The organism is Chryseobacterium sp. Leaf180 (assembly GCF_001424585.1).
GTDB lineage: Bacteria > Bacteroidota > Bacteroidia > Flavobacteriales > Weeksellaceae > Chryseobacterium.
The window spans coordinates 849,319-862,503 of the sequence record NZ_LMPJ01000001.1; the positions used below are offsets into that span (position 1 = coordinate 849,319).

Consider the following 13,185-nt stretch of genomic DNA (forward strand, 5'->3'; position numbering starts at 1 on the left):
TAAAATGAAAAGCGGGGAATTTTAAGCCCGAAAATGCAAACTTTTACGCCTATAAAACATATCTTATAAACCGACAAAATTCACTAAATTTGCTCTCTTCATTAATGAACGATAACGACCGATACCAATGAGCCAGTTTAAAGAATATAAAAACCTCAACCTGATAGACGTAGCCGAGAATGTTGCGGAATTCTGGAAAGCCAATAAAACCTTTGAAAAAAGTGTAGAAACCCGTGAAGGAAATCCTGAGTTTGTGTTTTATGAAGGTCCGCCTTCTGCAAATGGGATGCCCGGAATTCACCACGTTATGGCAAGAGCGTTGAAAGATATTTTCTGTCGTTACCAAACTCAGAACGGGAAACAGGTTTTCCGTAAGGCGGGTTGGGATACGCATGGACTTCCTGTGGAATTAGGAGTTGAAAAAGAACTCGGAATTACGAAAGAAGATATTGGCAAAAAAATTTCGATTGAAGATTACAACAAAGCTTGTCGTGAAGCGGTAATGCGTTATACAGATGTTTGGAATCACCTTACCGAGAAAATCGGATATTGGGTTGATTTGGAAGATCCGTACATCACGTACAAATCCAAATATATGGAAACGGTTTGGTGGTTATTGAAGCAATTGTACAGCAAAGATCTGTTGTACAAAGGTTACACGATTCAGCCCTATTCTCCGAAAGCTGGAACCGGTCTTTCTTCCCATGAAGTAAACCAGCCGGGAGCTTACCGTGACGTGACCGACACAACGATTGTTGCTCAATTCAAGACGCTTCCTGAAACTTTGCCTTCGTTTTTACAAGGTTTCGGAGATGTACATTTCTTAGCATGGACGACCACTCCTTGGACTTTACCATCTAACACTGCTTTAACAGTCGGTCCAAAAATAGATTATGTTTTAGTAAAAACTTTTAACCAGTATACTTTTGAGCCTGTCAATATTGTTTTGGCTAAAGCTTTGGTTGGAAAACAATTCGGGAAAAAATTCATTGAAGGAACAGACGAAGATTTTACAAATTATACTTCAGCAAGCAAAACTATCCCTTTCCAAATTCTTGGCGAATTCAAAGGTGCTGATTTGGTTGGAATTAAATATGAGCAGTTATTGCCGTACACTTTACCATATCAAAACCCGGAAAATGCGTTCAGAGTAATTTCAGGAGACTTCGTGACGACAGAAGACGGTACAGGAATCGTTCACACTGCGCCAACTTTCGGTGCTGATGATGCAAAAGTTGCAAAAGAAGCGACTCCGGAAGTTCCGCCAATGTTGGTTTTAAATGAATTCGGAAACCCTGTTCCGTTGGTAGATTTACAGGGGAAGTTCACTTCTCATATGGGAGATTTTGCCGGCAAGTATGTGAAAAACGAATATTATGATGCAGGAACAGCACCTGAAAAGTCTGTCGATGTAGAAATCGCTATCCGTTTAAAAGAAGAAAATAAAGCTTTTAAAGTTGAAAAATATGTTCACAGTTATCCACACAGCTGGAGAACTGAAGAACCGCTTTTATATTATCCGTTAGATTCATGGTTTGTAAAAATGACGGCTGTAAAAGACCGTTTGGTAGATTTAAACAAAGATATTAACTGGAAACCAAAATCAACCGGAGAAGGACGTTTCGGAAATTGGCTGGAAAATGTCAACGATTGGAATCTTTCCCGTTCAAGATATTGGGGAATCCCATTGCCAATCTGGAGAACTGAGGATCTGAAAGAGGAGAAAATCATTGGTTCTGTTGAAGAATTGTATAATGAAATCGAAAAATCAATAAAAAATGGGACAATGTCCCAAAATCCGTTCAAAGGATTTGAAATTGGCAATATGTCTGAAGAAAACTATTCTTTGGTTGATTTGCATAAAAACATCGTTGACAAAATTGTTTTGGTTTCAGAATCTGGGAAAGCGATGAACCGTGAGAGCGATCTGATCGACGTTTGGTTCGATTCGGGTTCTATGCCTTATGCGCAGCTGCATTATCCGTTTGAAAACAAAGAATTAATTGACAATAATAAAGCATTCCCTGCAGATTTTATTGCGGAAGGAGTTGATCAGACTCGTGGCTGGTTCTACACGCTTCACGCCATTGGAACAGCAGTTTTTGATTCGGTTGCTTATAAAAATGTAATGAGTAACGGACTTGTTTTGGATAAAAACGGTCTGAAAATGTCAAAATCTAAAGGAAATGCAGTTGATCCGTTTGAAACTTTAGCCGTTTACGGACCGGATGCTACGCGTTGGTACATGGTTTCGAACGCAAACCCTTGGGAAAACCTAAAATTTGATATCGAAGGAATTGACGAAGTGAGAAGAAAGTTCTTTGGAACACTTTACAACACGTATTCATTTTTCACTTTATATGCAAATGTTGACGGATTTAAATATTACGAAAAAGATATTGAAAACCGTCCGGAAATCGACCGTTGGATTTTATCTGAATTAAATCTTTTAATTAAAGAAGTAAAAGCATTTTACGAAGATTACGAGCCGACAAGAGTTGCAAGATCAATCAGCACTTTTGTAAATGACAACTTAAGCAACTGGTATGTAAGATTATGCAGAAGACGTTTCTGGAAAGGCGATTATTCTGATGACAAAATTTCTGCTTACCAGACTTTATACACGTGTCTGGAAACTGTTGCTAAATTATCTGCACCAATCGCTCCGTTCTTTATGGATCAATTGTATCAGGATTTGAATGCAGCAACAGGAAAAGAAACATTTGAATCAGTTCACCTAACAGATTTCCCGGTTGCGGATGAAAGTTTAATTGATCAGGATTTGGTTGAGAAGACGCATTTGGCACAAAGCATTACAAGTATGGTTTTCTCGCTGAGAAAGAAAGAGAATCTGAAAGTACGTCAGCCACTTCAAAAAGTTTTAATTCCTGTTTTGGACAAGAAAACTGAAGAGCAAATTTTGGCGATTGCAGATTTAATTAAACAGGAAGTGAATGTTAAAGAATTGCAGTTGATCAATGCTGAAGAAGCGTCGCATTTAATTGTAAAACAGATCAAACCAAATTTCAAAACATTAGGTTCCAGACTGGGAAAAGATATGAAAGCAGTTGGCAATGAGATTTCTAATTTTAAACCAGAGCAAATTTCATTTTTAGAAAAAGAGGGAAAAGTGGAAATTCAGGGATATGAAATTACAACAGCCGATGTAGAAATTTCAACGAAAGATATCCCGGGATGGACCGTAACTTCGGACGGGAAAATCACCGTGGCATTAGATTTGACTCTCACAGAAGAATTAAAATCTGAAGGTATCGCGCGCGAGTTTATCAACCGTGTACAGAACCTGAGAAAAGAAAAAAACTTCGATCTTACCGATAAAATCAAGATTGTTTTAGAAGAAAATTCGCCTTTTATAGAGCAGATTTTGCAAAATGAAGTGTACATTTCTTCTGAAGTATTGTCTGCTTCGCTTGAAACAGTTTCATCACTACTGGATTTTGACGAAATAGATATCGATGAAACCAGATTTAAAGTAAACGTTGAAAAAATTTAACATATAGTTGTTGTTTTTTCAATTTCCAAATCATAATTTTATTAAAAATAAATATACCATGCAGGACGAAAGAGTACGATACAGTGACTCTGATTTACAGGAATTTAAGAAAGTAATCAGAGAAAAAATAGAGAAAGCAGAAAGAGATCTTCAGCTTATCAGAGAAAGTTTTATCAACGACCAGAATAACGGTACAGATGATACTTCGCCAACATTTAAGGCATTTGAAGAAGGTGCAGAAACTTTAAGTAAAGAGCAAAATTCGATTCTTGCCGGAAGACAGGAAAAGTTTGTGAGAGATCTCAAAAATGCGTTGATCAGAATTGAAAACAAAACGTATGGTGTTTGCAGAGTTACAGGAAAACTAATTCCTAAAGAGCGACTTTTGGCCGTGCCACACGCGACGCTAAGTATCGAAGCTAAAAATATGCAGAGATAAAATTTTTATCTTATTTTTGTACTAAGGTTTATGTAATGTCTAAAAGCATTGTATAAACCTTATTTTAATTTTCGCCATGTCTGAAATCTTGATTTTTCTTCTCATTTTAATTCTGCTTGCAGGATTTTTTTACCGTGGAAAAATCAGGGCAATGTTTTTTTCAAAGCAAGATCATAATCTCACCATCGATCAGGCTTTTAACGTCAGAAAACGGGAAAGAGAGAAAGAAATTGATCATTTGCTTTCGAAAATGGGTAAAAACGGCATTGAAGATTTATCACCGAAAGACCGCAAAAGACTTGACGAATTGTCTAAACAATAACTGAAAAATACCAAAAATGGAATCTATAGTTGTACATACCAAAAACTCGATGGAGCTGAATGCACTAAAAGCTGTGCTGAAAGATATGAATATTGAGTTTGAAAAATTTCATACGAAAAACACTTTTCACAACCAGAAAACCATCAAAAAGGTGATCGCCAAAACCAACGGAAGAATCACGCGAACTCAAAAACCAAAAGGTCAGTAATGAAGAAAATTGCATTTATTACTGTACTTATTTTACTGATCGACCAGATTTCTAAAATCTACATCAAAACGCATTTTGAGCTCAACGGTTTTAAAGATATTTTTCCTGGTTTCAAAATAACCTTTGTTGAAAATCCGGGAATGGCGTATGGTTTTCATTTTGGCGGAATCATCGGTAAATATTTTCTGGTGATCGTCCGTCTCTGCTTAATCGGCGGAATGATTTATTTATTTAAAAAGTGGCTGAAACAGGGCGTTTCAAATTATTTACTCATTCCTATGGCCATGATTTTTGCCGGTGCCATCGGAAACTTAATTGACGGAATGTTTTACGGATTAATTTTCGACAGCGGAATGACGTATGACGAAGAAGCCGGACGATGGATGGGATATGGTGGAATTTCGAAATTGGTTCCTTTTGGGCAAGGTTATTCACAGTTTATGAAAGGCTGTGTGGTTGATATGCTTCACTTCCCTTTGGTTGACTGGAATGTTCCGGCAAGCTGGCCGCTGATTGGAGGCAAACATATCGAGTTTTTCAAGTACATCTTCAACGTCGCCGATTCGGCAATTACTGTAGGTGGAGCCTTACTTTTAATTTTCAGAAAGAAAGCATTTCCAAACGGCTTAGAGTTTTAAAAATCAATGAAAATTCTAAAAAACATATGTAAAATATTCCTGTTGCTTATTGCAGCAGGAATTATTTTTATCGTAGCTGCCGATTTTTATGTGAAAAAGCAGAGTGAGAATTTTGTTTTTGATGACATTAAAAATCTTCCGCAAGCCAAAACCGGACTTCTCTTAGGAACGAGCAAAATGCTGAGCAACGGTTATCTTAATACGTATTTTACCAACCGCATCGACGCGGCGGCGGAACTTTACAAATCAGGAAAGATACAGTACATAATTGTGAGCGGTGATAACAGCCGGAAAAATTATAACGAACCGGAAGATATGCAGCAAGCGCTCATCAACCAGGGAATTCCTGAGGACAGGATTTTTCTTGATTTTGCAGGTTTCAGAACGCTCGACTCTGTTATCCGCGCCAAAGAAATTTTCGGACAGGAAAAACTGATTGTTATTTCACAAAAATTTCATAATGAAAGAGCTGTTTTCTTAGCCCAAAAAAACGGAATCGAAGCGTATGGTTATAATGCGGTCGATGTCAATAAATTTTATGGTTTAAAAACAAATCTCCGGGAGAAACTGGCGCGCGCGAAAGTTTTCTGGGATTTTATGTTTGGTGTAGAACCGAAGTTTGGCGGTGAGAGAATCGTTATTCCTTAAAAGACATTTAGCTGCAAAACTGTAAAACAATAACTCCGCATAATTTACCTAAATTCGCAGTTCGGAAATTTTTAAAATAATTTTAAATCAATGTCAAGAATTCTTACCGGCATACAGGCCACCGGAACACCACATCTTGGGAATCTTCTGGGAGCGATTATCCCCGCCATCGAGCTTTCAAAACAGGATGGTAACGAATCATTTTTATTTATTGCGAATCTTCATTCGCTCACACAGATTAAAAACGCGAAGGAACTGAAACAAAACACCTACGAAATCGCCGCGGCGTGGCTTGCTTGCGGACTTGACACAGAAAAAACTTTTTTCTACAGACAAAGCGATATACCGGAAACTTGCGAACTTTCCTGGCACTTGTCGTGTTTTTTTCCTTACCAAAGACTCACGCTTGCGCATTCGTTTAAAGATAAAGCAGACCGATTACAAGACGTAAATGCAGGTTTGTTTACGTATCCTATTTTAATGGCTGCCGATATCTTGCTGTACGATGCAGAAATTGTTCCCGTAGGAAAAGACCAGCTTCAGCACTTGGAAATTGCCCGTGATGTAGCTTCCCGATTTAATAATCAAATGGGCGAAGTCTTGGTTTTGCCTCAGGCTGAACTGCAGGAGGAGACCAAATATGTTCCTGGAACAGATGGCCGCAAAATGTCTAAATCGATGGGAAACATCATCAATATTTTCCTGCCTGAAAAAGAACTGAAAAAGCAGGTGATGAGTATTGAAAGTGATTCTAAATCTTTAGAAGAACCAAAAGACCCTTCAACCGACAAAACTTTTGCGATTTATGAATTAATTGCAAGTCCGGAACAAACAGAAGAATTAAAAGCTAAATATTTAGGAGGAAATTTTGGTTATGGTCATGCAAAAAAAGAGCTTTTAGATTTAATTCTGACAAGATTTGAAAAAGAAAGAGAATTGTTTTCTTACTACATGGATAATCTTGACGAACTGGAATCAAAACTTCAGGAAGGCGCTGTGAAAACAAGAGCAATTGCTACTGAGACGATTAAAAGGGTGCGGGAAAGTTTGGGGATTTAAAACTCTATTTATTTGACGTTATTGATTTTCGGCGGCACCTTCGGTGCCGCCGAATATCTTTTTTATAAATATTCTTTTATCTGCAGCAGATGTTTTATTACTTTTAAATTTTCCTGCTTTGCGTTTTCATTTAAAACATCAAAGAAAATACAGTCAATTCCAAATTGCTGCGACCCGATGATATCGGCTATCCAATCGTCGCCAATAAGAATGCTTTCATCTTTTTTAGCTCCGGAAAGCTTCAGAGCATGTTCAAAAATTCTGGCATCAGGCTTCCGCACACCTATAGAATCTGCACTGGTAATGGTTTTAAAATAGGGTGCAATACCGGAAAGTATACATTTTCGCTCAGTAACTTCCTGAAAACCGTTTGAAATAATATGCATCGTGTAGTGCTTGCTTTTAAGATATTCCAGAATAACATCTGCGCTTTCAACCAGATAATTATACTTGAGAATCTGATCGAGAAAATGTTCCTCAAAATAAATTGACAACGTAAGATCATCAATCCCAAAATGTAGGAAAGTATCGTAAAAGCGATGTTTTCTGAGATATTCTTTATCTATTTTAGCATCCCTGATGAGTGCCCAGAGATTCTCATTTATTTTGTGATAAACAGTATGAAATTCTTCAAAATCGATGCTGTATTTTAGAGAAATTTCCTCGCGGTCGAAAATATCTTTTATGGTGAGATACGCATTTCTGCGGTGATCCCAAAGCGTATTGTCGAGATCAAAAAAAATGTGCTGAATTTTCATACAGCACAAAATTAGGGATTAATTTTTTGAAAGAACGTGGCGGACTTTTTTTATCTCTACCACCTCAATATTTTTCGAGTAACGCAGCAAGAAATCAATGGTTTCCTTTTTTGGTTTCAAACTTTTCATTTTTAAAGAGTCGTTGTTTTTCATAGGCTAAAACGGTTTCTCCTTAAAACGTGAAGTGAAAAGTTTTATTATCTTGTAAGGATGATATTTTTCTCTTCCATGATCTTTCTGAGGTTAATAAGTGCATATCTTACTCTTCCAAGCGTTGTATTGATACTCATATTCGTCTGATCTGCAATCTCTTTGAAACTTAAACCATCGAAAAACCTGAGTTTTATCACTTCCTGCTGATTCGCGGGTAAATACTTCAGCATTCCTAAAAGATCTTCCTGAATTTGCTGTGTAACAATCTGTTCTTCGATGTTTTCTGAAGGCTCTTTGATCAGATCAAAAATAGAAAACTCTTCGTTGTCGTATGTTGTGTCAGAAACTTTTACGTTTTTAGACTTAGTACGGAAATGATCAATAATGAGATTTTGCGCAATACGCTTTGCCCAAAGGATAAATTTTCCTTCTTCGTTGTAACGCCCTTCTTTCAGCATTACAATAATTTTGATAAAAGTATCCTGGAAAACATCATTAGCAAGATCTTCATCATTTATTTTATACAGAATAAAAGTGAAGAGATCTTTTTGATGCCGGTAAATAAGGGTTGACAGGGCATCTTCGTTTCCTGCCTGATAAAGGGAAATTAATTGACTATCTGTTGACTTCATGACTCTTTTTATTAACTTGATGTACTTTAAAGCCGTTATTTTTCCTCTGAAGAATTAATAAAAACGCTAAAGTGATTGAGAGTAAAGTCTATTCGATAGGCATATAATTATGCCGTAAATATATATAATTTTTTAATAAGTATTAAATAATTCTAAAAAATATCAAAAATATTGTTAAAAATAATCATTTAAACATATCATGTATGAATGTGGTAGGGACATTTAATGTGAAATTGATATTAAGTCCTTTCAGTTCTTTACCATTCAAACGCGCATCAGCAATAGGAAACGCGTAACCGCCGGTAACATCTAAAAGTCCAAAAAGTGTGAATCCGACCTTTGGTGCGATGTATTTGCTGGTTCCTTCAACGCCCGCAACAAAATAATATGAATGATAAAAGTCGACGTTTTTTTCAAAATTCAGCATAAAATCGGCGCTTACTTTTGGCATGATGGCAAACTGAGAATTCGCAGAACCCATCAGAGCAGACGCACCAAGACGAAACGCAACATCATCTGATTTTAGAAAAAGCAATTTGCCACCGATCTCTCCAAAACTTTGATTCTGATAAACATAACCTGCTGTAATCATTTTATGTACCGTCACCTGAGATTTTGCCAATCCGGAAACTGATAAAAAAACCAGAGTTGCAAACGCAAAGAAAATATTTTTCATAATTTGGAAGTGTGATGTAAATTTAACAAAAAACTGCATCGCCGTAGACCGGAAAATGCAGTTTTATATTTTGTTTTAAAGCGTAAGATTTAGATAGCAAATGCTGATTTAATCTCGTCTACTTTATCTAATTTTTCCCAGGTAAAAAACTCAAGTCCCTGCAATGTTTTTTCGTTTTTGTGACCTTTGTTAAACGTTTTATCTGCTACAAAATGCGATCTTCCCATATGACCGTATGATGCTGTTACTTGATAAATAGGATTTCTAAGTTTCAGATTCTGCTCAATCGCATAAGGTCGAAGGTCAAAAATTTCTGTTACTTTCTTAGCAATTTCACCGTCATGAAGGTCCACCTTCGCGGTTCCATAAGTATTAATATAAAGTCCGCACGGTTCTGCTACTCCAATCGCATACGAAACCTGTACCAAAACTTCATCGGCAACACCAGCAGCCACAAGGTTCTTGGCAATGTGACGCGTTGCATAAGCAGCACTCCGGTCAACTTTTGAAGGATCTTTTCCTGAAAATGCGCCACCACCGTGAGCGCCTTTACCGCCGTACGTATCAACGATAATTTTTCTTCCCGTTAAACCTGTATCTCCATGAGGGCCACCAATCACGAATTTCCCTGTTGGATTGATGTGATATTTGATCTGGTCATTAAATAAAGCCTGAATTTCCTCCGACTGAAGATTTTTCACCCTTGGAATGAGGATGTTTTTAATGTCTTCACGGATTTTATTAAGCATCTCTTCCTCAGAAGCAAAATCATCATGCTGCGTAGAAACTACGATAGAATCGATTCTTACCGGCTTATGATCATCAGAATATTCGATCGTCACCTGGCTTTTTGCATCCGGACGAAGATATTTTATTTCAGAATCTTCTCGTCTGATTGCCGAGAGCTCTTTCAAGATTGTGTGAGCAAGATCTAGCGCCAGAGGCATGTAGTTTTCGGTCTCGTTGGTTGCATAACCAAACATCATTCCCTGATCTCCCGCGCCCTGAGCATTTGCTTTAGCTTCAAAAGATTCATCAGCAACCGTACGGTCTACACCTTGGTTAATATCCGGCGACTGCTCATGAATTGCAGAAATTACTCCGCAAGAATCACCATTAAACATATATTCTCCTTTCGTATAGCCAATTCCATTAATTACATCACGCGCAATAGTCTGTACATCGAGGTATGCATCAGATTTTACTTCTCCTGCAAGCACAACCTGACCGGTCGTAACCAGCGTTTCGCAGGCTACTTTAGAATCTTTATCGTAAGCTAAAAAGTGATCGATTAATGCATCAGAGATCTGATCAGCAATTTTATCCGGGTGCCCTTCTGAAACAGATTCAGAGGTAAATAAATAAGACATATTATTGTTTATTTTAAATTAAAAAAAGGAAGAAAAATGAGAATAACTGCCCGGAAAAGCTAAAAAGAATATACTGTTTTAGCATTTTTTTAAAGAGGTTGCAATCAGGTCAAATTTTTCCTCGAGAAAGTGAACGGCAAATCTAAGAAGTATTTATGTAATACTAAAACTTTTTGCTGCTTTTATGATTTGAATAAAATTATTGAGGTTTTATGCTCACAAAATTTTTCGGACTTTTATTGTAATTAAGCTTCTCCTCCATCGATTTTTGGATGAAAGAACCCAATTCATCAATTATTTTCTGCTTAAAAGTCGGTTTGTAATAAATAATGCTCACCTCGCGGTATGGGAAAGGCTTTTTGAATCTGAAAACTTTTTCTTTCTGCTTGTCTGAAAGATGATTCAGCGCCAGTTCCGGAAGGATACTGATTCCTCCAACTGTGTCGACCATATAAATCAACGTCTGAATGTTTGACGCCAAGAAATCTAAATTCTTCGGCTTTAAACGGTTTTCTTTAAGATGACAGATGTTTTCAAACTGACTGCGCAGGCAGTTTCCTTCCTCCAGCAACCAAACTTTTTCTACATTTAATTCATCAGGAACGATAAAAGTATTTTTGGTGTCAACATCCGTATCCGAGCTGTAAATCATCAGCTCTTCATTAAATAAGAAATCCTGATAAAACTCGCTTGCGTGATCGTAAGGTGTAGAAATAATGCCTGCATCCAGCTCGCCGCTTTTTAAAGCTTTTATTATGTTTTCGGTGGTCATTTCCTTTACATTCATCGTGATTTTCGGATTGTTTTCCAAAAATTTAAAAATTTCCGAAGGAAGTAAAAACGACGAAACGGTTGGAATTATTCCGAGATTGATCGTTCCGCCAAGAATATTATTCAGCAGATTTGCTTTATTCTTCAGGTCATTCACAGCGTTTATAATCACCTTTGCCTGATCGATAATCTGGAGACCGACATCGGTAGTTCGTATCGGATGCGTAGTACGGTCGAAAACCTTTACATCAAGCTCATCTTCAAATTTCTGTATCATTGCACTCAGCGTTGGCTGGGTAATAAAACAGGCTTGGGCGGCCTTTCCGAAGTGTTTGTACTTATCGACAGCGATAAGATATTCCAGCTGCTGAATGTTCATTTAATTAATATTATCTATCACAAAGATATGATGTTTTTGTTACAAGAGATGATATTTTCAACTAAATTTGATACCTTAAAGTTTGATTACAACAACATAAAATCACGAAAAAACATTTGGTTATGGACTCAGAAAAATTAATGACAAATAATGGCGCGCCTTATTTTGAGCATCAGGATTCGCAGACGGTGGGCGCAAGAGGTCCGGTTTTGCTGCAGGATTTTGTACTGCAGGAGAATTTGGCACATTTCGTTCGCGAGCGTATTCCGGAGAGAATTGTTCACGCGAAAGGAACTGGTGCTTACGGAAAATTCACGGTGACACACGATATTTCGAAATATACAAAGGCTAAACTTTTCTCTCAAGTCGGAAATTCATGCAAAATGTTTGCGCGTTTTTCTACCGTGGGTGGTGAAAAAGGAAGTGCAGATACAGCTAGAGATCCGCGTGGTTTTGCTTTAAAATTTTATACAGAAGACGGAAACTGGGATCTTGTAGGAAACAACACGCCTGTTTTCTTTATAAAAGATGCTAAAAAATTTCCGGATTTTATTCATACCCAAAAAAGAGTTCCGAAAACGAATCTTAAAAGCGCCACGATGATGTGGGATTTTTGGAGTTTAAATCCTGAATCTCTTCATCAGGTTCTAATCTTGATGTCAGACCGCGGAACGCCTTATGGCTACCGTCACATGCATGGTTTTGGGTCACACACGTTTTCATTAATTAATGAGCAAAACCAAAGAACGTGGGTGAAGTTTCATTTCCTTACGAAACAGGGAATCAAAAATTTCACAAACGAAGAAGCCATGAAAATGGCCGGCGAAAACCCGGATTTTGCGCAGGAAGATATGTGTAAAGCCATTGAAAACGGCGATTTCCCGAAATGGACAATGTATATTCAGACAATGACTGAGGAACAGGCAAATGAATTCAGATGGAATCCTTTCGACATTACAAAAGTTTGGTCGCACGACGATTTTCCGATGATGGAAGTGGGCGAAATGGAATTGAATGAAATTCCGGTAAATTATTTTGCGCACGTAGAGCAGTCGATTTTCTCACCGAGCAATCTAGTAAACGGCATCAGCTTTTCGCCAGACAAAATGCTTCAGGGAAGATTGTTTTCTTATCCGGATGCGCACAGATATCGTGTCGGTGTAAATGCGCATCATCTTGAGGTAAACCGCTGCCCATTTGCGGTAAACAATTATCAGCGCGACGGAGCAATGGCAGATTCCAGCATTTATCAGGATAAGCCGAATTATTTCCCTAACAGTTTTGATAATATTCAGCCTGATGCGGCTTACAAAAATTTTGAATATGAACTTGACAGCACGCATGTTGCCAACTTCAACCGAAACGAAAACGATGATGATCATTACACCCAGCCAGGTTTGCTGTACACAAAAGCAATGAATCAGCAGGACCGCGATAATTTAGTGAAAAATATTATCGACAGCATGAGTGGCATCGACGGACCAAAAAAAGATGAGATCATCAACCGTCAGCTCTGCTATTTCTTCAGGGCGAATATAGAATTGGGGATGAAAGTTGCTTCAGGTTTAAATGTAAATCTTGACGCAAATATGATGAATCATTCCAAATAAGATAAAAA

14 protein-coding genes are annotated in these 13,185 nt (G+C 37.6%); 8 read left to right on the forward strand and 6 right to left on the reverse strand.

The features are described 5' to 3' along the window. Positions 1 to 127 precede the first annotated feature (127 nt). From ileS to trpS, 7 genes are all read left to right on the forward strand, one after another. Positions 128 to 3,514, forward strand: a complete 3,387-nt coding sequence (ileS, locus tag ASG01_RS03900; RefSeq protein WP_055860151.1) for an isoleucine--tRNA ligase — start codon at positions 128 to 130, stop codon at positions 3,512 to 3,514. A gap of 58 nt (positions 3,515 to 3,572) precedes the next feature. Further along, positions 3,573 to 3,953, forward strand: coding sequence for a TraR/DksA family transcriptional regulator (locus ASG01_RS03905; protein ID WP_055862168.1), 381 nt, complete (start codon positions 3,573 to 3,575; stop codon positions 3,951 to 3,953). Positions 3,954 to 4,029: 76 nt separating this feature from the next. Continuing rightward, positions 4,030 to 4,275 (forward strand): DUF6576 domain-containing protein, encoded by a 246-nt coding sequence (locus tag ASG01_RS03910; protein WP_055860155.1) that lies wholly within the window; start codon positions 4,030 to 4,032, stop codon positions 4,273 to 4,275. 16 nt (positions 4,276 to 4,291) lie between these two features. Further along, positions 4,292 to 4,483 (forward strand): DUF2683 family protein, encoded by a 192-nt coding sequence (locus ASG01_RS03915; RefSeq protein ID WP_055860158.1) that lies wholly within the window; start codon positions 4,292 to 4,294, stop codon positions 4,481 to 4,483. Further along, a complete protein-coding gene (locus ASG01_RS03920; RefSeq protein ID WP_055860161.1) occupies positions 4,483 to 5,121 on the forward strand; it encodes a lipoprotein signal peptidase in 639 nt (212 codons plus the stop codon). The genes ASG01_RS03915 and ASG01_RS03920 overlap by 1 nt, the downstream gene beginning before the upstream one ends. Before the next feature lie 6 nt (positions 5,122 to 5,127). Beyond that, positions 5,128 to 5,769, forward strand: coding sequence for a vancomycin high temperature exclusion protein (locus tag ASG01_RS03925; protein WP_055860163.1), 642 nt, complete (start codon positions 5,128 to 5,130; stop codon positions 5,767 to 5,769). Positions 5,770 to 5,859: 90 nt separating this feature from the next. Further along, a complete protein-coding gene (gene trpS / locus ASG01_RS03930; protein WP_055860165.1) occupies positions 5,860 to 6,828 on the forward strand; it encodes a tryptophan--tRNA ligase in 969 nt (322 codons plus the stop codon). Positions 6,829 to 6,890: 62 nt separating this feature from the next. On the opposite strand, the gene ASG01_RS03935 is transcribed toward trpS, so the two are convergent. From ASG01_RS03935 to ASG01_RS03955, 6 genes are all read right to left on the reverse strand, one after another. Beyond that, the gene (locus ASG01_RS03935) at positions 6,891 to 7,586 is read right to left on the reverse strand and encodes an HAD family hydrolase (RefSeq protein ID WP_055860167.1); all 696 of its coding nucleotides are present in this window, start codon (positions 7,584 to 7,586) and stop codon (positions 6,891 to 6,893) included. Between the two features lie 18 nt (positions 7,587 to 7,604). Next, positions 7,605 to 7,739 (reverse strand): hypothetical protein, encoded by a 135-nt coding sequence (locus ASG01_RS16290; RefSeq protein WP_262483854.1) that lies wholly within the window; start codon positions 7,737 to 7,739, stop codon positions 7,605 to 7,607. Between the two features lie 44 nt (positions 7,740 to 7,783). After that, the gene (locus ASG01_RS03940) at positions 7,784 to 8,371 is read right to left on the reverse strand and encodes an RNA polymerase sigma factor (protein WP_055860168.1); all 588 of its coding nucleotides are present in this window, start codon (positions 8,369 to 8,371) and stop codon (positions 7,784 to 7,786) included. 184 nt (positions 8,372 to 8,555) lie between these two features. Then, positions 8,556 to 9,047: a hypothetical protein gene (locus tag ASG01_RS03945; protein ID WP_055860171.1), complete on the reverse strand. Its 492-nt coding sequence runs from the start codon at positions 9,045 to 9,047 to the stop codon at positions 8,556 to 8,558. A gap of 89 nt (positions 9,048 to 9,136) precedes the next feature. Beyond that, positions 9,137 to 10,417, reverse strand: coding sequence for a methionine adenosyltransferase (gene metK / locus ASG01_RS03950; protein WP_055860173.1), 1,281 nt, complete (start codon positions 10,415 to 10,417; stop codon positions 9,137 to 9,139). Positions 10,418 to 10,616: 199 nt separating this feature from the next. Then, on the reverse strand, positions 10,617 to 11,567 hold the full coding sequence (locus ASG01_RS03955; protein ID WP_055860176.1) for a hydrogen peroxide-inducible genes activator: 951 nt from the start codon (positions 11,565 to 11,567) through the stop codon (positions 10,617 to 10,619). Positions 11,568 to 11,689: 122 nt separating this feature from the next. Here ASG01_RS03955 and ASG01_RS03960 point away from each other — a divergent pair, with 122 nt between their 5' ends. Then, positions 11,690 to 13,177: a catalase gene (locus ASG01_RS03960; RefSeq protein ID WP_055860179.1), complete on the forward strand. Its 1,488-nt coding sequence runs from the start codon at positions 11,690 to 11,692 to the stop codon at positions 13,175 to 13,177. Positions 13,178 to 13,185: the final 8 nt, after the last annotated feature.

Coding starts and splice junctions, on each gene's coding strand:
- ASG01_RS03955 (WP_055860176.1), bottom strand. CDS start 11,567: ATGAACATTCAGCAGCTGGAATATCTTATCGCTGTCGATAAGTACAAA.
- metK (WP_055860173.1), bottom strand. CDS start 10,417: ATGTCTTATTTATTTACCTCTGAATCTGTTTCAGAAGGGCACCCGGAT.
- ASG01_RS03905 (WP_055862168.1), top strand. CDS start 3,573: ATGCAGGACGAAAGAGTACGATACAGTGACTCTGATTTACAGGAATTT.
- ASG01_RS03915 (WP_055860158.1), top strand. CDS start 4,292: ATGGAATCTATAGTTGTACATACCAAAAACTCGATGGAGCTGAATGCA.
- ASG01_RS03940 (WP_055860168.1), bottom strand. CDS start 8,371: ATGAAGTCAACAGATAGTCAATTAATTTCCCTTTATCAGGCAGGAAAC.
- trpS (WP_055860165.1), top strand. CDS start 5,860: ATGTCAAGAATTCTTACCGGCATACAGGCCACCGGAACACCACATCTT.
- ASG01_RS03920 (WP_055860161.1), top strand. CDS start 4,483: ATGAAGAAAATTGCATTTATTACTGTACTTATTTTACTGATCGACCAG.
- ASG01_RS16290 (WP_262483854.1), bottom strand. CDS start 7,739: ATGAAAAACAACGACTCTTTAAAAATGAAAAGTTTGAAACCAAAAAAG.
- ASG01_RS03910 (WP_055860155.1), top strand. CDS start 4,030: ATGTCTGAAATCTTGATTTTTCTTCTCATTTTAATTCTGCTTGCAGGA.
- ASG01_RS03925 (WP_055860163.1), top strand. CDS start 5,128: ATGAAAATTCTAAAAAACATATGTAAAATATTCCTGTTGCTTATTGCA.
- ASG01_RS03935 (WP_055860167.1), bottom strand. CDS start 7,586: ATGAAAATTCAGCACATTTTTTTTGATCTCGACAATACGCTTTGGGAT.
- ASG01_RS03945 (WP_055860171.1), bottom strand. CDS start 9,047: ATGAAAAATATTTTCTTTGCGTTTGCAACTCTGGTTTTTTTATCAGTT.
- ileS (WP_055860151.1), top strand. CDS start 128: ATGAGCCAGTTTAAAGAATATAAAAACCTCAACCTGATAGACGTAGCC.
- ASG01_RS03960 (WP_055860179.1), top strand. CDS start 11,690: ATGGACTCAGAAAAATTAATGACAAATAATGGCGCGCCTTATTTTGAG.